Origin of the sequence: Azospirillum sp. OGB3 (assembly GCF_014192915.1) — a bacterium.
Lineage (GTDB): Bacteria > Pseudomonadota > Alphaproteobacteria > Azospirillales > Azospirillaceae > Azospirillum.
On record NZ_JACHYN010000001.1, the window covers coordinates 87,855 to 106,962 of the forward strand.

Annotated in this window: 19 protein-coding genes and 1 other RNA gene; 8 read left to right on the forward strand and 12 right to left on the reverse strand. The window is 70.0% G+C overall.

The features are described 5' to 3' along the window. Positions 1-84: 84 nt before the first annotated feature. On the reverse strand, positions 85-732 hold the full coding sequence (locus tag FHW79_RS00430) for a hypothetical protein (protein ID WP_183177183.1): 648 nt from the start codon (positions 730-732) through the stop codon (positions 85-87). Positions 733-820: 88 nt separating this feature from the next. Continuing rightward, on the reverse strand, positions 821-1,702 hold the full coding sequence (locus tag FHW79_RS00435) for an alpha/beta hydrolase (protein WP_183177184.1): 882 nt from the start codon (positions 1,700-1,702) through the stop codon (positions 821-823). 124 nt (positions 1,703-1,826) lie between these two features. Here FHW79_RS00435 and FHW79_RS00440 point away from each other — a divergent pair, with 124 nt between their 5' ends. Beyond that, positions 1,827-1,985 (forward strand): entericidin A/B family lipoprotein, encoded by a 159-nt coding sequence (locus tag FHW79_RS00440; RefSeq protein WP_038526216.1) that lies wholly within the window; start codon positions 1,827-1,829, stop codon positions 1,983-1,985. Positions 1,986-2,042: 57 nt separating this feature from the next. Here the strand turns inward: FHW79_RS00440 and rfaE1 are convergent, their stop codons facing one another. Continuing rightward, positions 2,043-3,488: a D-glycero-beta-D-manno-heptose-7-phosphate kinase gene (rfaE1, locus tag FHW79_RS00445; RefSeq protein WP_183177185.1), complete on the reverse strand. Its 1,446-nt coding sequence runs from the start codon at positions 3,486-3,488 to the stop codon at positions 2,043-2,045. A 167-nt stretch (positions 3,489-3,655) separates the two neighbouring features. On the opposite strand from rfaE1, the gene FHW79_RS00450 reads away from it, so the two are divergent. The 3 genes from FHW79_RS00450 (at position 3,656) to FHW79_RS00460 (ending at position 6,223) form a co-directional block, all read left to right on the forward strand. Continuing rightward, a complete protein-coding gene (locus FHW79_RS00450; RefSeq protein WP_183177186.1) occupies positions 3,656-5,110 on the forward strand; it encodes a HAMP domain-containing sensor histidine kinase in 1,455 nt (484 codons plus the stop codon). 150 nt (positions 5,111-5,260) lie between these two features. Continuing rightward, positions 5,261-5,425 carry a hypothetical protein gene (locus FHW79_RS00455; protein ID WP_162801091.1) on the forward strand — a complete coding sequence of 55 codons (165 nt, stop codon included), beginning with the start codon at positions 5,261-5,263 and terminating at the stop codon, positions 5,423-5,425. Positions 5,426-5,458: 33 nt separating this feature from the next. Then, complete coding sequence (locus FHW79_RS00460) at positions 5,459-6,223, forward strand: methyltransferase domain-containing protein (RefSeq protein ID WP_183177187.1); 765 nt, start codon at positions 5,459-5,461, stop codon at positions 6,221-6,223. A gap of 18 nt (positions 6,224-6,241) precedes the next feature. Here the strand turns inward: FHW79_RS00460 and FHW79_RS00465 are convergent, their stop codons facing one another. Further along, positions 6,242-6,778, reverse strand: a complete 537-nt coding sequence (locus FHW79_RS00465; RefSeq protein ID WP_183177188.1) for a DUF4405 domain-containing protein — start codon at positions 6,776-6,778, stop codon at positions 6,242-6,244. Positions 6,779-6,982: 204 nt separating this feature from the next. Between FHW79_RS00465 and FHW79_RS00470 the strand changes: the two genes are divergently transcribed. Beyond that, positions 6,983-8,371, forward strand: coding sequence for a PAS domain S-box protein (locus FHW79_RS00470; protein ID WP_183177189.1), 1,389 nt, complete (start codon positions 6,983-6,985; stop codon positions 8,369-8,371). A gap of 1 nt (position 8,372) precedes the next feature. Here the strand turns inward: FHW79_RS00470 and FHW79_RS00475 are convergent, their stop codons facing one another. The 3 genes from FHW79_RS00475 to FHW79_RS00485 all read right to left on the reverse strand — a co-directional run bounded on the left by FHW79_RS00475 (position 8,373) and on the right by FHW79_RS00485 (position 11,805). Continuing rightward, a complete protein-coding gene (locus tag FHW79_RS00475) occupies positions 8,373-8,996 on the reverse strand; it encodes a ParA family protein (protein WP_145674709.1) in 624 nt (207 codons plus the stop codon). A gap of 11 nt (positions 8,997-9,007) precedes the next feature. Then, complete coding sequence (locus FHW79_RS00480) at positions 9,008-10,615, reverse strand: CYTH and CHAD domain-containing protein (RefSeq protein ID WP_183177190.1); 1,608 nt, start codon at positions 10,613-10,615, stop codon at positions 9,008-9,010. Between the two features lie 95 nt (positions 10,616-10,710). Then, positions 10,711-11,805: a class I SAM-dependent methyltransferase gene (locus FHW79_RS00485; RefSeq protein WP_183177191.1), complete on the reverse strand. Its 1,095-nt coding sequence runs from the start codon at positions 11,803-11,805 to the stop codon at positions 10,711-10,713. 149 nt (positions 11,806-11,954) lie between these two features. Here FHW79_RS00485 and FHW79_RS00490 point away from each other — a divergent pair, with 149 nt between their 5' ends. Then, a complete protein-coding gene (locus FHW79_RS00490; protein ID WP_183177192.1) occupies positions 11,955-13,151 on the forward strand; it encodes a phosphoglycerate kinase in 1,197 nt (398 codons plus the stop codon). Positions 13,152-13,301: 150 nt separating this feature from the next. On the opposite strand, the gene recR is transcribed toward FHW79_RS00490, so the two are convergent. The 5 genes from recR to FHW79_RS00515 form a co-directional block, all read right to left on the reverse strand. Continuing rightward, positions 13,302-13,895, reverse strand: coding sequence for a recombination mediator RecR (recR, locus tag FHW79_RS00495; RefSeq protein WP_094301833.1), 594 nt, complete (start codon positions 13,893-13,895; stop codon positions 13,302-13,304). A 76-nt stretch (positions 13,896-13,971) separates the two neighbouring features. Then, entirely contained in the window at positions 13,972-14,295 is a 324-nt protein-coding gene (locus FHW79_RS00500; protein WP_014239409.1) for a YbaB/EbfC family nucleoid-associated protein, read from the reverse strand. Between the two features lie 3 nt (positions 14,296-14,298). Beyond that, a complete protein-coding gene (locus FHW79_RS00505; RefSeq protein ID WP_183177193.1) occupies positions 14,299-16,173 on the reverse strand; it encodes a DNA polymerase III subunit gamma/tau in 1,875 nt (624 codons plus the stop codon). A gap of 99 nt (positions 16,174-16,272) precedes the next feature. Then, positions 16,273-16,370: signal recognition particle sRNA small type (gene ffs / locus FHW79_RS00510), an RNA gene on the reverse strand. A 135-nt stretch (positions 16,371-16,505) separates the two neighbouring features. Continuing rightward, positions 16,506-17,045: a cytochrome c family protein gene (locus FHW79_RS00515; RefSeq protein ID WP_183177194.1), complete on the reverse strand. Its 540-nt coding sequence runs from the start codon at positions 17,043-17,045 to the stop codon at positions 16,506-16,508. Positions 17,046-17,295: 250 nt separating this feature from the next. Here FHW79_RS00515 and FHW79_RS00520 point away from each other — a divergent pair, with 250 nt between their 5' ends. Beyond that, on the forward strand, positions 17,296-18,078 hold the full coding sequence (locus tag FHW79_RS00520) for a 3-deoxy-manno-octulosonate cytidylyltransferase (protein WP_183177195.1): 783 nt from the start codon (positions 17,296-17,298) through the stop codon (positions 18,076-18,078). A gap of 14 nt (positions 18,079-18,092) precedes the next feature. Further along, a complete protein-coding gene (locus FHW79_RS00525) occupies positions 18,093-18,977 on the forward strand; it encodes a prephenate dehydratase (protein WP_183177196.1) in 885 nt (294 codons plus the stop codon). The last annotated feature ends 131 nt before the right edge of the window (positions 18,978-19,108 follow it).

Below are 19,108 nucleotides of genomic sequence, written 5' to 3' on the forward strand. Positions count from 1 at the left end.
AGGGATGCCGGGTTGAACGACCGGCATGGGAACGACCGGAACCCATGCCGGAACGGGGGAACCGGGGCCGGCGCCCCGGCCACGTCACACCGAAACGGCGACGAGGAACAAACGATCGAGGCCGCCCGGGGCGACATTCGCCAAGGTGGTGACCCGACTGTTCTGGTTGTAATTGTTGTTGAAAACATCGTACACATAGGCTCTGCGCCCGCCCTGCATGAACCAGGCAAGACTGTTTATATCGGCCTGATTGAAGGTGCCGAAAGTCGCCAGAACCGAGATACAGTTCAGATTGCCGTTGCTGGCGGTCAGGATCTGTTGTTTCACGACGTCGGCCTCGAAACGGCCCCAGGCGTTGAGCACGGCATTATTCCGCGTCGCATTTATGCACTTCAGCTCGATGTAGGCCTCGTCCGCCATGCCTTGGGTACGGTGCAGAAAGAAATCGGCCCGCGCAGCGGCATTGCGTTTGGTCGCGGTTCCCGCGACCCCCGCCACCGCCGAGTAGGTCAGAAATTGCCTCCTTTGGTTGGTGGAGGGATAGGGCTGTTCCCGTTCGCAGGTCCAGTTGCCGTCGGCGTGCAGAAACGCATGCGCGATTTCCAGCTGGAGCCAGACTTCCCAGCCGCCGCGGATGCGGTCGTTCCGGGCGAAGACGCTGGCCCGTTCAAGATTGATGTACCCGTGGTTGAATGCGTCTTCGATGGTGGTCAGGAGTTGCTGGCAACGCATGACGGTGTTCCTTCCCTCGATGCCGGGCCGGAACGGTGGTCCGGGCCTCGGCATAGGGACGGTTGCGCATCGCGTGGCGTGAGCGGGTTCAGGCGGAAAGGAAATCCAGCAGCGCCCGCGCCGTCTCCTCCGGCGCCTCCTCGGGGATGAAATGGCCGGCGGGCATCACGTGGCCCTGGATGGCCGGGGCGTAGCCGCGCCAGATGCCCAGCGGGTCGTCGTAAAGGCGCCCGACCGCGCTGTTGCGGCCCCACAGGAACAAGGCGGGTCCTTCCACCTTGCGGCCCGCCGCCCGGTCGGCGCGGTCGTGCTCCAGGTCGATGCTGGCGGCGGCGCGGTAGTCCTCGCACATGGCGTGGACCGTGGCGGGGTCGCGGAAGGCGGCGCGGTAGGCCTCCATCGCCTCCGGCTCGAAGATGTCGGCGCTGCTGCCGATGGAGCCGAGCACCTGCCCCAGATAGAAGTCCGGGTCCGAACCGATCAGCCGTTCCGCCAGATTGTTCGGCTGGATCAGGAAGAACCAGTGATAGTAGGCGGTCGCCATGCGCTGGTCGATGCGAGCGAAGACCTCCAGCGTCGGCACCACGTCCAGGAAGGCGACGCGCTCGACCCGGTCGGGATGGTCGAGGACGAGCCGGTGGGCCACCCGCGCGCCGCGGTCGTGCCCGGCCAGCCGGAAGCGGTCGAAGCCCAGCGCGGCCATCACCGCCACCTGATCGCGCGCGTTGGCGCGTTTGCAGTAGGTCTCGTGCGCGGAATCGCCCGGCGGCTTCGACGATTGGCCGTACCCCCGCAGGTCGGTCAGCACCACGGTGAAGCGCTCGGCCAGCCGCGGCGCGACCCGGTTCCACAGGGCGTGGCACTGCGGAAACCCATGAAGCAGAAGGAGCGGCGGCCCCTCGCCGCCGACCAGCGTGTGGATCTCGGCGCCGTCGGTGGCGATGCGGTGGCGGGTGAACCCTTCGAACATGCGCGCCCTCCCCTATCCGTTTGAGTGTGGAGAACTGTCCTTCCGCATCGCGGGTCTTCGGAAACCTTGGGTGGGTTTCTCGCGTTTTTCAGCCGATTGTTTTCGACCTCAAGAGGAAAATGCCATGCGCAGCCTGAAGAAGCTCGTCCTTTTCGCCGCCCTGGGTGCCGCCCTGACCACCAGCCTCGCCGCCTGCAACACCGTCGAAGGCATGGGCCAGGACGTGCAGGCGGGCGGCCGCGCCGTGGAGCGCTCGTCGGACAGCGTCCAGAAGAAGATGTGAACCCTTGAGGCGCGGACTCCCCGGAGCCACGGCTCCGGGGGTTCGGTGCCCCAAAATTCAGCGCTGCATGCGCTTGATGGTGTTGGTCGTGCTCTGGCCGTCCACGAGGTCGGCCAGCACGACCTTGCCGCCGTAGCTCTGCACGAAGCCGGCGCCGACCACCGTGGCGACGGTGTAGTCCGCCCCCTTCACCAGCACGTCGGGACGCAGGGCGCGGATCAGCTCCTCCGGCGTGTCCTCGCCGAAGATGACCACCAGATCGACGCAGGCCAGCGAGGCGAGCACCGTCGCCCGCGCCGTCTCGGTCTGCACCGGGCGCGTCTCGCCCTTCAGCCGCTTCACCGAGGCGTCGCTGTTCAGCCCGACCACCAGCACGTCGCAGGCCGCCTTGGCCTGGTTCAGCAGCGAAATGTGGCCGGGGTGCAGCAGGTCGAAGCAGCCGTTGGTGAAGCCCACCCGCTTGCCGCGGGCCCGCCAGCGCTCGGCCCGCTCGACCGCCTGCTCCAGCGTGTCGACCTTCTCCTCGCCGCTGCGCCATTCCTGCTCGTGCAGGGCGGACAGCAGCTCCGGCGCGCGGACCACCGCGGTGCCGACCTTTCCCACCACGATGCCGGCGGCCAGATTGGCCAGCCGCGCCGCGTCGGTCAGCTCCACCCCCACCGACAGGGCGGAGGTCAGCGTCGCCACCACCGTGTCGCCGGCGCCCGAGACGTCGAAGACCTCGCGCGCGTTGGCCGGCAGATGGGTGGCGCCGTCGCGGGTGACCACCGACATGCCGCGCTCGCTGCGCGTGGCGACCACGGCGTCGATGCCGCAGGTCTCCAGCAGGAAGCGGCAGGCGGCTTCGACCTCCGCGTCGCTGTCGGCGGGCATGCCGGTCGCCTGGATCAGCTCCTTGCGGTTGGGCGTGATGACGCTGGCCCCGCGGTAGCGCCCGAAATCGTCGCCCTTGGGATCGACCACCACCGGCAGCCCGGCCTCCCGCGCCGCCTGGATGAGCTGCGCCACCAGAGCGTCGGTCAGCACGCCCTTGCCGTAGTCGGACAGGATCACCGCGCCCACCGTCAGCAGGCCGGTGCGGGCGGCGACCATCACCTCCTCCTCCGACCCGATGGCGGCGATGGTCTCGGCGTCGGCGCGCAGGAGCTGCTGGCGCCCGGCGATGAAGCGCGTCTTGACGGTGGTCTGGCGCCCCGGCTCGGCGACCAGACCGCCGCCGTCGCCCGTCTCCTTCGCCACGAGGCGGACCAGCTCCAGCCCCGCCGCGTCCTCGCCCACCACCGACACGAAGCGGCAGCCGGCGCCCAGCGCCATGAGGTTGGCGGCCACGTTGCCGGCGCCGCCGAGCATGGCCGTCTCGCGCTCGATCCGCAGCACGGGGATCGGCGCCTCGGGGGACACGCGGTCGACCGACCCGTAGATGAATCGGTCGAGCATGACGTCGCCGACGCACAGCACGCTGGCGCGGGACAGGGAGTCGATGTGACGGGCAAGGTCGCTCATGCCGGTTCTACTACCAACCTTGCGCGCGGGGCGCCAGAGGGGAGCGCTCGTATCCCCTCTCCCGAAGCGGGAGAGGGGATAATAAGGTCCGGCAACTGGCCTGCGGCGGCATCCTGCCCTATCCTCCGGCATCCCCTGCCCCAAGACGTTGCCCCCGGACATCGCCCATGCCCTTGCCGCCCGTCACGAGAAGCCTGTCGGCCAAGCTGCTGGTGCTGACCGTGCTGTTCGTCCTGCTGGCGGAGGTGCTGATCTACACGCCGTCCATCGCGCGCTACCGCCTGACCTATCTGGAGGAGCGGCTGGCCGCCGCCCATCTCGCCGCCCTGTCGGTGGAGGCGACGCCGGACATGATGGTGGCGATGGAGCTCCAGAACGAGCTGCTGGCCCATGTCGGCGCCCATGCGGTGGAGTTGATCCGGCCGGACAGCCGGGTCTACATGCTGTCCCGCTCCATGCCGCCGACGGTGGACGCCGTCTTCGACCTGCGCGCCACCATGGCGCCCCGGCTGGCCGCCGACGCCTTCATGGCGCTGGCCCAGCGGCGCGACCGGGTGATCCGGGTGATCGGGCCGTCGCCCAAGGACCCCGCCTTCCAGGTCGAGATGGTGATCGACGAGCGCCCGATGATCCGGGCGATGGTCGACTTCTCGGGCCGCATCCTGGCGCTGTCGGTGGCGATCTCGCTGATCGCGGCGGTGCTGGTCTTCGTCTCGCTGACCCGGCTGCTGGTGCGGCCGATGCGCCGCCTGACCGAAGGGCTGGTCGCCATCCGCCGCGACCCCGACGGCACGCCGCCCTTCCAGCCCAGCGCCCGCACCGACGAGATCGGCGTGGCCGAGCGCGAGCTGGCCGACATGCAGGCCACCATCCGCAGCGCGCTGCGCCAGCGCGAGCGGCTGGCCGCGCTGGGCACCGCGGTCGCCAAGATCAACCACGACCTGCGCGCCATCCTGTCCACCGCCGCCCTGCTGTCGGAGCGGCTGGCCAAGAGCGCCGATCCGGAGGTGCGGCGGGTCACGCCGCGGCTGATGGCCTCCATCGACCGGGCGGTGGAGCTGTGCGGCCAGACCATGACCTACACCCGCGACGGCCTGCTGCCCCTGGCGCGGACCGCGGTCCCGCTGCGTCCGCTGGTCGAGGAGGCCGGGGCCGTGGCGCTCGCCACCCTGCGCCCGGATGGGGAGCGGGCGGAGCTGCGCTGGGACAACCAGGTGCCGGAGGGGCTGACCGTCCGCGCCGACGCCGCCCAACTGTCCCGCGCGCTGGTCAATCTGGGGCGCAACGCCGCCCAGGCGGGGGCCGCAGCCGTGACGGTGACGACGCAAGAGCGGCCCGGCGGCGGGCTGGTCCTGCGGGTGGCCGACGACGGGCCGGGCCTGCCGCCGCGGGCGCGGGAGAACCTGTTCCAGCCCTTCGCCGGCTCCGCGCGGGCGGGCGGCGTCGGGCTGGGCCTCGCCATCGCGCGGGAGGTGCTGCGCGCCCATGGCGGCGACCTGCGGCTGGTGGAGAGCACCGCGGCGGGCACCGTCTTCGCGCTGGAGCTTCCCCCCGGGATCGTCGTGGAGGACGCCGGCCGGTTGGGCGAAATGCCCACATCGGATTCGCCCATCCCGGATTGATTTCCGGCGCCCGCTCCACCAGAATTCGCGGCATGGTCAACCCGTCGGCATCCCGCCGGGCGCACGCCCCGCGCGGGACCGGCAGCGAAGGAAGGGAACGGGACTTTGGAAGGCACGGGCAAGTGGATCACCGGGGGGATCCTGGGCTTCATGGCGTTCATCGGCCTGCTGGCGGCGTCGCGCGCGGCGGACACGGCGTTCTATTATGGCGGCTGGCTGCTGGCCATCGGCTGCATCGGGACGATCTTCATGATGGTCACGAAGCACTACAACCAGATGGACGAGCGGATCGCCCGCCAGCGCGAGCAGGAATAACCCCCAAACCCCTTCAACCGGTGGAGGCCGGGCATGCCGTGGGACCCCGAACAATACGCACGGTTCGAGTCCTGGCGCCGCCGCCCGGCCCACGACCTCGTGGCGGCCCTGCCCTCCCTGACCCCGCGGACGGTGGTCGATCTCGGCTGCGGCGCCGGGCAGCTCGCCCGGCTTCTGGCCGGACGCTGGCCGGAGGCCGATGTGCTGGGGGTGGACAGTTCCCCCGCCATGCTGGAACGCGCCCAGGCCACGCCGTCCCGCGTGCGCTGGCTCCAGGCCGACCTTGGGGTCTGGCGCCCCGACCGACCGGTCGATCTGCTGATCTCCAACGCCGCCCTGCACTGGCTGGACGGGCACGGGCGGCTGTTCCCCGACCTGCTGCGGGCGCTGGCCCCCGGTGGGGTGCTGGCCGTGCAGATGCCCCGCAACTTCGACGCGCCCTCGCACCGCCTGCTCTACGAGACGGCGGCGGACGGCCCCTGGGCCGAGCGGCTGGCGCCGGTGCTGCGCACCGCCCCGGTGCACGCGCCCGAGATCTATTACGGCTGGCTCGCCCCGCTCGCCCGGCGCCTGGACCTCTGGGAGACCGAGTATCTCCAGGTTCTGGAGGGCGACGATCCGATCCTGGAATGGACGCGCGGCACAACGCTGCTGCCGGTCCTCGACACGCTGAAGGGCGCGGAGCTGGACGCCTTCCTGGCGGCCTACCGCGCCCGGCTCGACGCCGCCTATCCCCGGCGCCCCGACGGCCGCACGCTGTTTCCCTTCAAGCGGCTGTTCCTCGTGGCGCGGGTGTAGGCGGTCGCTTCCAGGACGTTACGACGCCGGCCCATTTGAAGCTGGCCTGGGCTGTTTCGCGGCGGTGAGGATGTTCGCGACACCCACCGCGTTCATCCCGGCGCGGGTGCCGATGGCCGACAGCGACTCGCCGGGCTGCGCCTCGATGTTGGCGGCCTTGAGCGCCTGGATGGCCTTGTCGGCGTCCAGTCCGAAGACCGGCGCCACCGTCGCCAGCGGGGCGTTCGCCACCGCCCGCATCATTGCGCCGGGTCCGCCGGTGGTGGCCGGGGTCCCGGTCATCGCGGTGAAGACCAGCGAGCCGGCGACGCTGACCACGAAGGCCGACAGGGCGACGTTGCGCTTGAAGTACTGAAGGAAGGCGGCCCAGTTGCGCGCCAGATGCCATAGACCGATGGCCGAGAAGCCGACGCTCAGCCATTCGTGGGAGAAGCGCACCAGATTGCCGTTCCAGTGCAGCAGCAGCATGATTCCCGTCACCGTGGAGACGACGAACAGGACGATGGTCACCGGCGTGACGATCTGCCGGGTGATGGTGGAGGAGATGGAGGGCATGGGTGGGAATGGCTCGCGGGTTGAACGGGCGGGTTGAACGGAATGCGGCCAAAGTGGGGCCGGATTGTAACCGCTTGATGTCCCGCACTGCCGCCGAACGTTACAGAGTGTAACGGCGCCAACCGCCGCCCGCGCGCTTGACCACCCCGCCCCACGGTCCAGATGATTGCGTGATCGTGGCGCAACCATCGGGGCTTCCGGTTCATGGGCACACAGGAACAGCCGGAAGCGTGGCGCGACGAGAGCGAGGAGCGACTGCGCGTCTTCATCGAAAGCGCCCCGCGCAAGATGTGGATCGCCCGCACCGACGGGACGGTCGAGTTCTTCAACCGTGAATGGCGCGACTACACCGGACAGAGCGGCGCCGAGGGGATGCTGAACTGGCGGGAGGCCGTCCATCCCGCCGACCGCCCACGCCTGGATGAGGTGCGCCACCGGGCAGTTCCTTTGGGCCAGCCCTACGACGTCCAGGTGCGGCTGCGGCGGCAGAGCGACGGGCTGCACCGCTGGCACATCGGGCGGGTTTCCCCCGTCCACCTGCACGGACGTCTGATCGCCTGGATCGGCGCCGCGACCGACATCGACAACCGCGTCCGCGCCGAGGCCGCCCTGCGCGAGAGCGAGACCAACTTCCGCACCATGGCCAACGCCATCCCGCAGCTCGCCTGGATGCGCGACCCCGCCGACTACAGCATCTGGTACAACCAGCGCTGGTTCGACTTCACCGGCACCTCAATGGAGCAGATGCAGAACGACGGCTGGTGGACGGTCATCCATCCCGACCACGCCGACCCGATGCTGGAAGCCGTCACCGCCGCCCGGGCGGAGGGCCAGCCTTGGGAGTACACGGCACCGCTGCGCCGCCGCGACGGCGTGTACCGCTGGCACCTGTTCCGTGCCGTGCCCATCCGCGACGAGACCGCCGGCACCATCACCCGCTGGTTCGGCACCAGCACCGACATCAACGAGCAGCGCGAGGCGCAGGAGCGCCAGCGATTGCTGACCCAGGAGGTCAGCCACCGGGTGAAGAACAGTCTGGCGCTGGTGGCGGCGCAACTCTCGCTCCAGGCCCGCGCGTCGGACAACGACGACGCCCGTGCCGTCCTGATGGACGCCTACAGCCGCGTCCTGACCATCGCCGGGGTGCACGACCATCTGTGGCGGCAGTACGACGCGAGCTTCATCGACATGTCCGGCTTCCTGCACGGCCTCTGCCGGAAGCTCCAGGAAACCGCGCCGGGCCACGAGTTGAGCTTCACCGGCGACCGGGTGATCGTGCCGACCGATCAGGCCGTCCCCATCGGGCTGGTGGTCAACGAGTTGGTCACCAACGCCCTGAAATACGCCTATCCCGGCGACCGCGGGGGGCCGATCCGGGTGACCCTGCGCCGGGATGGCGAGGACGCGATGATCCTGGAGGTGATGGACCAGGGCGTCGGGCTTTCCGCCGGGTTCGACCTGTCGGCACCGACCAAGAGCCTCGGCATGCGGTTGCTGGTCAACACCGTCCGGCAGATCAACGCCACGGTGGACGCCGAACGCCTCGATCCGGGAACCCGCTTCGCCGTCGCCATCCCGGTCGCGCGGGGGTGACTTACACCTTCTCGATGTAGGCCAGGAGCGGTTCCCAGTCGGCGCGGTGCTCGGCGGCGCGCTTGCCGGTCAGGTCGAACAGGCTGAGGCCAGAGGCCGCGGCGTCGGCGTAGATCTGGCTGTCGCGCAGGCGCGTCACCACGCTGTGCCCGACCCCGCCGAGGAACTGGTCCAGCCGGTCCGCCGCCTTGGTGCGGGGGCGCAGGCGGTTGCCGACCACCGCCACCGACTTGCGGTTCTTGGCGATCGACTTCAGCTCCTCCAGCTTGCCGAGGAAGCGCTGAGTCGCCTGCTCGTCGAAGGCGCTGGGCAGCACCGGCAGCACGACGACGTCGGCCATCCGCACCAGATCCTCGATCTGCTTGGTCTTCAGCGCGGCCGGCGCGTCGATGACGAGGCGCTGGATGCCCTTCGGCGCGTCGGACAGATCCTTCGCCCAGTCCAGGCCGACCAGGGCGGCGGCCGTGGCCGGGCGTCGGGCCAGCCAGCCCAGCGAGGAGCGCTGGCGGTCCACGTCGGCCAGCGCGGTGCTGTGGCCGGCGGCGGCGCTGGCCGCGGCGAGGTGGGTGGCGATCGTGGTCTTACCGCAACCGCCCTTGATGTTGGCGACGAGGATGGTCCGCATGGGCGGGAAGATTACCCCTCCCGGTCGGGCTTTGACCAGAAGGCTTTCGCGTCGGCGAATTCCTTCCACAGGTCGCGCAGCGCCGGTTCGGACTCCGCCACGCCGCGGGCGTGCCAGCCGATGACGATGCCGGCGGCGCGCGGTTCGCCCGGGTCGGGACGGCTGCCGTCGTCGTGCAACTCGTGCAGCAGGCGCGTCGCCGTCGCCACGTCGTTCAGATGGCCCAACGCGTCCTGGAAGGCCGACAGGTCCTGGATGTAGCGGCGGGCCGGCTTGTCGTCGTAGAGGCTGCGGAAGAACTCCGCCGCGTAGCGCAGCTTCTTCAGGGCGATGCGCAGCTCGTGCCGCTCGGTCACCGACAGGCTCGCGAAGCCGTGGCCGGCGCGGCGGGCCTTCTTGGCGCGGCGCGACAGCAGATGGTCGGCCAGATCCTCCACCGGGTCGAACAGGCGGGCGGAATGCTCGCTGACCGGCTGGTCGCGCCAGCCCCGCGACTCGACCCAGGCGCCGAACTTCAGCAGGAAGCTGGTGTAGCGCTCCGACCGGATGGCCGCGCGCACCCCTTCGTAGGCGCGGTCGCGCCGGGCGCGCGCCGCGGCGGCGAGCGCATCAATGTCGTCCTGGAGCGGCTTGCCGTGGCCGTCGGCGCGATGGAAGGAGTCCTTCACCGGCTCCAGCAGCTCGGCCAGGAAGACGTCCCAGTCGCGCGCCGGGCCGAGGCTGCCGCCCAGCCACTTCACCTCGCCGACCAGCCAAGCGTAGGACTCGGCGGGGATGAAGTGCTTGAACAGGGCGAGCGCCGAGCGCAGGCGGCGCAGCGCCACGCGCATCTGGTGGACGCCTTCCGCGTCCTCGCCGACCAGGGTGACCGCCTCGTTCGCCAGCATATGGCCGATGCAGGAGCGCAGGATGCGGGCCAGCGCGCCTTCCACCGTGGTGTCGCGGTCCAGCTCCAGCTTGCCCGCCTTGACCACCTTGTCCACCGTCCCGTCGGCCAGGGCGTAGCCGCGCTCCGCCTTGGTGCGCGGGTCGAGCCGCAGCGGGGCGGCCTGGGCCAGTTCCAGCGCCAGCTCGTAGAGGGCGGCGGCGGAGCCTTCGAGAAGCTCCAGTTCCACCTCCGACACGGGGATGGAGGCGCCGTCCGGGCTGCGGATCTCGCCGCTGTCGAAGGCGACCTCGATGCGGCTGGCGGTTTCGCCCTCGCCCATCGTCACCACCCGCACGGTGCGCTGGATGAGCGTGGTGAAGAGCGGCTGCAGCTCCGCCGCACCGACCGAGCCCAACAGGTCCAACGCCTCCGGCGATTCGATGGCCGACAGGTCGGGGGCCGGTCCGGCGACCGGATGCTCCCACTCCGCCCGGCCGAGCTCGCCGCGCTCCGGCGCGCCCTTCACGGTCTGGAGATGCTGGTTGCCGACCTTGCGCACGCGCAACGTCACCAGCCGCCCGGCCAGACGCCGGTCGGCGGTGTCGTAATAGGTGCTTTCCAGGGTCTTGGTGCCGGCTTTTCCCTTGGCGCGGGATGCAACCGCCGGGCAGGACCGGAGCTTCGCCATGTCTTCGGCCCTGACGGCCAGCTTCAGCTCGGTTTCCCGGTTGGACTCCGCTTCGACCACCATTCGTGCCCCGTCGTTTCCGGTGGGTCCCCGTTTTGCACAGGCCCCAGCCACGGTCAAGTTACAGAACCATGACGCTTTTGTTGCAGTCCCCGCAATCAGCGGTCCGCCTTTTCCAACACCAAGAGCTTGGACATGTAGGCGAGCGACGTCTCGCGCAGGCGCAACCCACCGGCGGCGAACAGGGCGGGCAGGTCGTCGCGGGCGTAATGGGCGTAGAAGGGCTCGTGGAAGGACTGCGGGAAGCGGTCGATCAGCCCGTCCATCATCGGGTTGTCGCCGTACTGCACGCTGTCCATGAAGACCAGGATGCCGCCGGGCTTCAGCACGCGGGCCATCTCGGCGGCGGCCTGGGCGCGGATTTTCGGCGGCAGCTCGTGGAACAGGTAGATGCAGGTCACGATGTCCTGCGACCCGCTGGCCAGCGGGATCGCCTCGGCCGCCGCCTGGACCAGCGCGCTGCTGCGCGCCCAGGGGGCGAGGTTGCGCCGCGCCTCGCGCAGATAGGCCGGGGAGAGATCGAGCGCGGTCACCGGCAGGCGCGGGTGGTTGTCCTTCACGAAGGTCAGGAAGCGCCCCGTCCCGGCGGCCACGTCGAGCAGGCGGCAATCCGTGCTGCGGCGCGTTCTCAGATGGTCGAAGATCGGCACCAGGACTTGGCGGCGCATGGCGTCGGCACCGCCGCCGAACAGCACCTCCACCTGATGGTCGTAGAGGCGGGCGCTCTCCTCCGTCAGGTAGCCGCCGGTCTGGTAATGGAAGTTCTGGCGGTAGTAGGCGGGCAGCCCCGCGCTGCCGGGCGGCGGCGCGGCGCGCACCTCCACCGCCGCGTGGTCGCGGCGCCGCCGTGACACCTCCGGCACGTCGCGGAAGAAGGCGGCGGCGTCGGCCAGCAGCCGGCGCGGGTCGGGCAGCAGATCGTGCGGCAGGCGGTAGTAGCCCGCCTCGATGTTGGCGAGGTCGCGGGCCAGCAGGGCGCGCAGCTCTTCCAGAATCGCGCGGGTGCCGGGCACCGGACGCCCGCCGGGCGGGGTGGTCCGCGGCGGTCCGGTGATCCGTCGGCCGATCCGCGCGGCCATCATGTACTGGCCGAGGAACCAAGCGACGCGGGCGGACTGGCTGGCCGCGTAAGCCAGCCGGGGGGCCAGCCGGGGTACCGGCCGGGCGGAGGACGGCGGGGTGATCCTGTTCATGGGAATAGAAATGGGATCGGCGGCCCCGCCCGCCCAGAGCCCCGTCTTTTCGCCGCATGGGGCAACCGGTCGCCCACGCGGGCCGTTGCAAAGCGGCCGCCCCTGTGCTGGATTGCCCGGCAAAAGTTCAACCCGTAGGGACAGCAGCCATGACCGAGTTCAACACCATCGACGATCTCGACGTGAACGGCAAGACGGTGCTGGTGCGTGCCGACCTCAACGTCCCGATGCAGGACGGCAAGGTCTCCGACACGACCCGCATCGACCGTCTGGCGCCGACTCTGACCGAGCTGGCGAAAAAGGGTGCGAAGGTCGTGGTTCTGTCGCACTTCGGCCGTCCGAAGAACGGCCCGGACGCCAAGAACTCGCTGCGCAACGTGCTGGAGGCGCTGAGCGCCGCCGTCGGCCAGCCCGTCGCCTTCGGCGAGGATTGCATCGGCGACAAGGCCAAGGCCGCCATCGACGGCGTCCAGCCGGGCGCCATCGTGCTGCTGGAGAACACCCGCTTCCACGCGGAAGAGGAAAAGAACGACCCCGCCTTCGCCAAGCGGATCGCCGCTCTGGGCGACCTCTACGTCAACGACGCCTTCTCCGCCGCGCACCGCGCCCACGCCTCGACCGAGGGCGTCGCCCAGCATCTGCCGGCCGCCGCGGGCCGCCTGATGCAGGCCGAGCTGGAGGCGCTGACCAAGGCGCTGGAGAAGCCGGAGCGCCCGGTGGCCGCCGTCGTCGGCGGCGCCAAGATCTCCACCAAGCTGGACCTGCTCGGCAACCTCGTGAAGAAGGTCGACATGCTGGCGCTGGGCGGCGGCATGGCGAACACCTTCCTCTACGCCCAGGGCGTGGATGTCGGGGCCTCGCTCTGCGAGAAGGACATGGCCGATCAGGCCCGCGCCATCATGGAGACCGCCAAGGCCGCCAACTGCGAGCTGCTGCTGCCGAAGGACTTCATCGTCGCCAAGGAGTTCAAGGCCGGCGCGGCCAACCGCGCCGTTCCGGCGGACGGCATCGGCGCCGACGAGATGGCGCTGGACGTCGGCCCGAAGACGGTCGAGTTCCTCGGCCTGAAGCTCCAGGGCGCGAAGACGGTGGTGTGGAACGGCCCGCTCGGCGCCTTCGAGATCCAGCCCTTCGACGCCGGCACCAACGCCGTCGCCGGCCTCGTCGCCGAGCGCACGTCGGAAGGCGGCCTGCTGTCGGTGGCCGGCGGCGGCGACACCGTGTCGGCGCTGGCCCATGCCGGCGTGGATGAGAAGTTCACCTACATCTCCGCCGCCGGCGGCGCCTTCCTGGAGTGGCTGGAAGGCAAGGACCTGCCGGGCGTCGCCGCGCTGAAGAAGAAGTAAGGGTCGTGTGATGGGTTGGGGTCGAGACGGGCCCCCACCCTTCCCACGGCTTCGCCGTGGGCCCCTTCCCTCCCCCGCTTCGCAGGGGAGGGAGCTTTATCCCCTCCCCTGCGATAGCGGGGGAGGGTTAGGGAGGGGGCAATGCTTCCCTCACAAAGGCCGCCGCGCCTTCAGCGCCGCGGTCAGCGTCCCGTCGTCCAGATAGTCCAGTTCCCCGCCCACCGGCACGCCGTGGGCCAGACGGGACACCGACACCCCGCTGCCGGACAGGCGGTCGGTCACCACATGGGCGGTGGTCTGGCCGTCCACCGTGGCGTTCAGCGCCAGGATGACCTCGGTCACCGCCGGGTCCTTCGCGCGCTCCACCAGGGACGGGATGTTCAGATCGTCCGGCCCCACCCCCTGCAAGGCCGACAGCGTGCCGCCCAGCACGTGGTAGGTGCCGCGGAAGGCGCGCGTGCGCTCCAGCGCCCAGAGGTCGCCGGCATCCTCCACCACGCAGATGGTCGAGCGGTCGCGGCTGTGGTCGGAACAGACGGAGCAGGGATCGCGGCTGTCGAGGTTGCCGCAGACCGAGCAGTTGCGGATGGCCTCCGCGGCGAGCGCCATGGATTCGGACAGCGGCACCAGCAGGCTGTCGCGGCGCTTCATCAGGTGCAGCGCCGCCCGCCGCGCCGACCGCGGCCCCAGCCCCGGCAGCTTGGACAGGAGCTGGATCAGGCGCTCGATTTCAGGACCGATCATTCACAGCTTCGCTGGTACGGCTTCGTTTTTCAAAGGGCGGCCGGGCCGCAAGTGCGACGGCCCGGCCATTCAACACTCAGAACGGCAGCTTCATGCCCGGCGGCAGCTTCATCCCGCCCATCAGGTTCTGGGTCTCGTTGGCGACGTGCTGCTCCACCTTGGCCTTGGCGTCGTTAAAGGCGGCGATGATCAGGTCCTCCAGGACCTCGATGTCCTCCGGATCGACGATCGACTTGTCGAGCTTGATCTTCTTCATCTCGCCCTTGCCGTTCACCGTCACGTTGACCATGCCGGCGCCCGACTGGCCGGTCATCTCGACCTCGCCCAGGCGGGCCTGCATCTCCTGCATCTTGGCCTGCATCTGCTGGGCCTGCTTCATCATCTGGCCGAGGTTCTTCATGGGTCAGAAATCTCCTTCATCGTCGAGCGGGTAATAAACCCCGTCGTCCTGCTGCATGACCATAAGGTCGGGATTCTCCCCGTCATCCGCAACCTGGGGCTCGGCCTCGACCGCCGCCTTGAGGTCACGGACATCGGTGATCTTCGCGCCGGGAAAGGCGTCCAGAACGGCGCGCACCACCGGATGCGCCTCCGCCTCCTCCAGCGCGCGCTTCTGGGCGGCCTGCTCCTGCTGGATCAGCGTCGGCTCGCCCGGCGCGTCCGACACGATGACGACCCAGCGCTGGCCGGTCCATTCCGTCAACAGCTGGCCGACGCGATTCGGCAGGGTCGACGGGGCCAAGGTCGTCAGCCGCAGTTCCAGCCGCCCCGGCTCCATGCGCACCAGATGGACGCTGCCGGTCAGGTGGCCGTAGAGCGCGCCCTCGCGCTTCTCCGCGAAGACCTGGACCAGCGTGCGGAAGTCGCGCGGCATCGCCACGCGCTCCTCGTCTGCCAAGGAGACGGCCGCCACGGCAACGGCCGGCACGGGCTGGGGAGACGGCTGCTGGCTCGGCTGGGCCTGGGCCTGGGCGACGGCGCGCACGGCGGAGCCGCCCACCGCCACCGGCCCGCCGCCGGGACCGCGCGGGGCGGAACCGCCACCGCCTTGTCCACCTTGCCCGCCGCCGTTCTGCACATTCTGGAACTGGCGGATCAGGTCGCCGGGTGTCGGCAGGTCGGCGGCGTAGGACAGCCGTACGATGACCATCTCCAGCGCCTGCTGCGGCACCGGGGCCGCCTGCACCTCGCCCAGCCCCTTCAACAGGAGCTGCCACGCGCGGGTCAGCGCCGGCATGCCGAGCTTGGCCGACAAGGCGGCGCCGCGGGTGCGCTCCGCCTCCGGCAGGCCGGGGTCGTTGGCGCTGTCCGGCACGACCTTCAGCCGCGTCAGATTGTGCACGAGGTCGAGAAGGTCCTGGAGGATCACCACCGGATCGGCACCGACGCGGTGCAGGTCGGACAGCAGGTCCATCGCCTCCGCCGGCTTGGCCGAGACGGCGGCCTCGAACAGGTCGATCACCTTGCTGCGGTCGGCCAGCCCCAGCATGTCGCGCACCTGCTGCGCGGTCACCGTGCCGGCGGCCAGCGCGATGGCCTGGTCGAGCAGCGACAGGCCGTCGCGCACCGACCCGTCGGCGGCGCGCGCGATCAGGGCGGCGGCGTCCGGCTCGATTTCCGCCCCTTCCAGGCCGGTGATCCGGGTGAAATGCTCCTTCAGCACCTGGGCGTCGACGCGCCGCAGGTCGAAGCGCTGGCAGCGCGAGAGCACCGTCACCGGCACCTTGCGGATCTCGGTGGTGGCGAAGACGAACTTCACATGGGCCGGCGGTTCCTCCAGCGTCTTCAGGAGCGCGTTGAACGCGCTCTTGGAGAGCATGTGGACCTCGTCGATGATGTAGAGCTTGTAGCGCGCCGAGACGGGGGCGTAGCGCACGCCGTCGATGATCTCGCGGATGTCGTCCACGCCGGTGTGGCTGGCGGCGTCCATTTCCATCACGTCGACGTGGCGGTCCTCGGCGATGGCGCAGCAATTGTCGCAGACGCCGCAGGGCGTCACCGTCGGCCCGCCGGTGCCGTCCGGCCCGGTGCAGTTCAGCGCGCGGGCGATGATGCGGGCGGTGGTCGTCTTGCCCACGCCGCGCACGCCAGTCAGCATGAAGGCCTGGGCGATGCGGCCCGAATGGATGGCGTTGGTCAGGGTGCGGACGAGCGCGTCCTGCCCGATCAGCTCGGCAAAGCTCTTCGGACGGTATTTCCGCGCCAGAACCCGGTAGGCGAGGCCCCCGGAGGTCCCGGAAACGGAAGAGGATGCATCGGCAACGGTGGTATCGGTCACGCGGCTGGCCCGGTAATCGGCTTCACGACGGAGCGCAGAATAGCGTCACGGCACGGGGCTGTCGCCGTTTCAATTCGCTGCAGGACTTTATGGGGAAGGGTGGGAGACTGGACGAACGACCCGAGCCGAAACTCGTTACGGCTGCTTCCTTCCGGACCTGACCGGGTTGGCGAGGGACTCGTCCGCCGCCAGCCTCCCGCGCCTTATATCGGCGATCACGCCGCCCCATGCAAGGCCAAACTGCGGGCTTTCCGTTTGAGGCGGAACGAAAAAGCCCCGCGTCCGGCGGACCGCGGGGCTTTCGCCGGTTTCCCGGATGGAACCGCTGCGCGTTACTGCGGCAGCGGCGCCGGGTTGTCGGACAGGGAGCGCAGATAGGCGATGATGTTCGCCCGGTCCTGGTCCTTCTTGACGCCGGCGAAGGTCATCTTGGTGCCCGGCGCGTAGGCCTTCGGGTCGTAGAGGAAGTGGTTCAGCTCGTCGTAGTTCCAGGGGCCGGCCTTGCCCTTGATGGCGTCGGAATAGGCGAAGCCGTCCAGATGGCCGTGCGGGGCGCCGACGATGCCGTACAGGTTCGGGCCGACCTTGTTCGCCCCCCCCTTGTCGAAGCTGTGGCAGGCGGCGCAGGCCTTGGCGGCGGATTGGCCGGCGGCGGCGTCGGCCTTGGCGAGCAGCGGGGCGATCTCGGCGGGGCCGGACGGGGCGGCGCCACCGCTGGGGGCCGGAGCGGCGCCTTCCGGCATGGCCACCACATAGGCGGGCTTCTCAGGCGTCTTCGGGTGCACCAGAACTTCCGCGGCGAAGCCGGCCAGCATGGCGATCAGACCCGCCAGCAGCACGGCGCCGAAAATCTTGTTCCACTCCATGCTCATAACGTCTTGTTCCCCTTTTTTGTCGTGCCGCGGGCCCGTCGCCAGGGCTGGCTGGTTCTCCGCCGCACGATAGCGTGACCGCAGCGGCTTGTCACCGCTTCGGCCCCCTCCCTTGCCACAGGAATATCGGTTCTCCGACTGTTGGCCACCTGAATATTGGAGTGACGCCGCTTGACGCAAAGGGCGATCCATGGTTCACCCGCGCCACCTTTCCGACGCGACAGGGGGCCGTTCCACCATGAACGCCGACATGAACGCAGACAGCAAGACGACGCCGAACCCGCCACCGTCCAATCCCATCGTGGTGATTCCCGCCCGCATGGCCTCCACCCGCCTGCCGGGGAAGCCGCTGGCCGACATCGGCGGCGCGCCGATGATCGTGCAGGTGTGGCGCCGCGCCATGGAGGCGGAGATCGGCCCCGTGGTCGTCGCCTGCGCCGAGCCGGAGATCGCCGCGGCGGTGGAGGCGGCGGGCGGCACCGCCGTGCTGACCCGGCCTGACCATCCCTCGGGCTCCGACCGCATCTTCGAGGCGGTCAGCCTGCTCGACCCGGAGGGGAAGTACGACGCGGTGGTGAACGTGCAGGGCGACCTGCCGACCATCGAGCCGGCGGTGGTGCGTGCCGCCTTCGCCCCGCTGTCCGATCCGCAGGTGGACATCGCCACCCTGGTGGTCGAGATCACGCGGGAGGAGGAGCGCACCGACCCCAACGTGGTCAAGGCCATCCTGGAGCTGCCGCCCGGCGCCCGGCGGGGCCGCGCCCTCTATTTCAGCCGCGCCACCGCCCCGTGGGGCGACGGGCCGCTGTTCCACCACATCGGGCTGTACGCCTACCGCCGCGCCGCGCTGGAGCGCTACGTCCGCCTGCCGCCCTCGGCGCTGGAGCAGCGGGAGAGGCTGGAGCAGCTCCGCGCGCTGGCCTTCGGGATGCGCATCGACGCCGCCGTCGTTGACGCGGTTCCGCTCGGCGTCGATACTCCCGGCGACCTGGAGCGCGCCCGCGCGATCCTCGCCAAGCGCACCTCCCTTTAAAAGAAGACCTCCCGATGACGACCTCGAACGTGATCGCCTTCCAGGGCCTGCCCGGCGCCTATTCGGACCTGTCCTGCCGGACGGTCTTCCCGGAGATGACGACGCTGCCCTGCGCCACGTTCGAGGACGCCTTCGCCGCCGTGCGCGAGGGGCGCGCGGCGCTCGCCATGATCCCGGTGGAGAACTCCATCGCCGGGCGCGTGGCCGACAACCACCATCTGCTGCCCGAGGGCGGCCTGCACATCATCGGCGAGCATTTCCAGCGGGTGAACCACCAGCTCCTGGCCCCCAAGGGTGCGACGCTGGCCGGGCTGAAGACGGTGCGCAGCCACATCCAGGCGCTGTCCCAGTGCCGCAACATGACGCGCGAGCTGGGGCTGACGGCGATCTCCCACGCCGACACGGCGGGCGCCGCCGCCGAGATCGCCAAGCTGGGCGACCCGCAGCACGCGGCCATCGCCTCCTCGCTGGCCGCGGAGATCTACGGTCTGGACATCCTGAAGGGCGGCATCGAGGACGCGGAGCACAACACCACCCGCTTCCTGATCCTGTCCCGCGAGCCGAAGACCCCGCCGCTGCCCGCCGAGGGGACCGGGGCCAAGATCATCACCACCTTCGTCTTCCGCGTGCGCAGCGTGCCGGCGGCCCTCTACAAGGCGCTGGGCGGATTCGCCACCAACGGCATCAACATGACGAAGCTGGAAAGCTACATGGTCGGCGGGCACTTCACCCAGACCCAGTTCTACGCCGACGTGGAGGGCCATCCGGAGGAGCGCTCCCTGCGCCTGGCGCTGGAGGAATTGGCCTTCTTCGCCCGCGCCGGCGAGGTGAAGATCCTGGGCGTCTATCCCGCCAACCCCTTCCGCTACCAGGAAAGCCAGCGCATCGGCGAGGATTGAGGGGCGGGGCGGGCCGCGCCTGCCCCACCCTTCCCACGGCTTGCGCCGCGGGCCCCTTCCCTCCCCCGCTTCGCAGGAGAGGGAAATCCAGTCCCCTCCCCTGCGACAGCGGGGGAGGGCTAGGGAGGGGG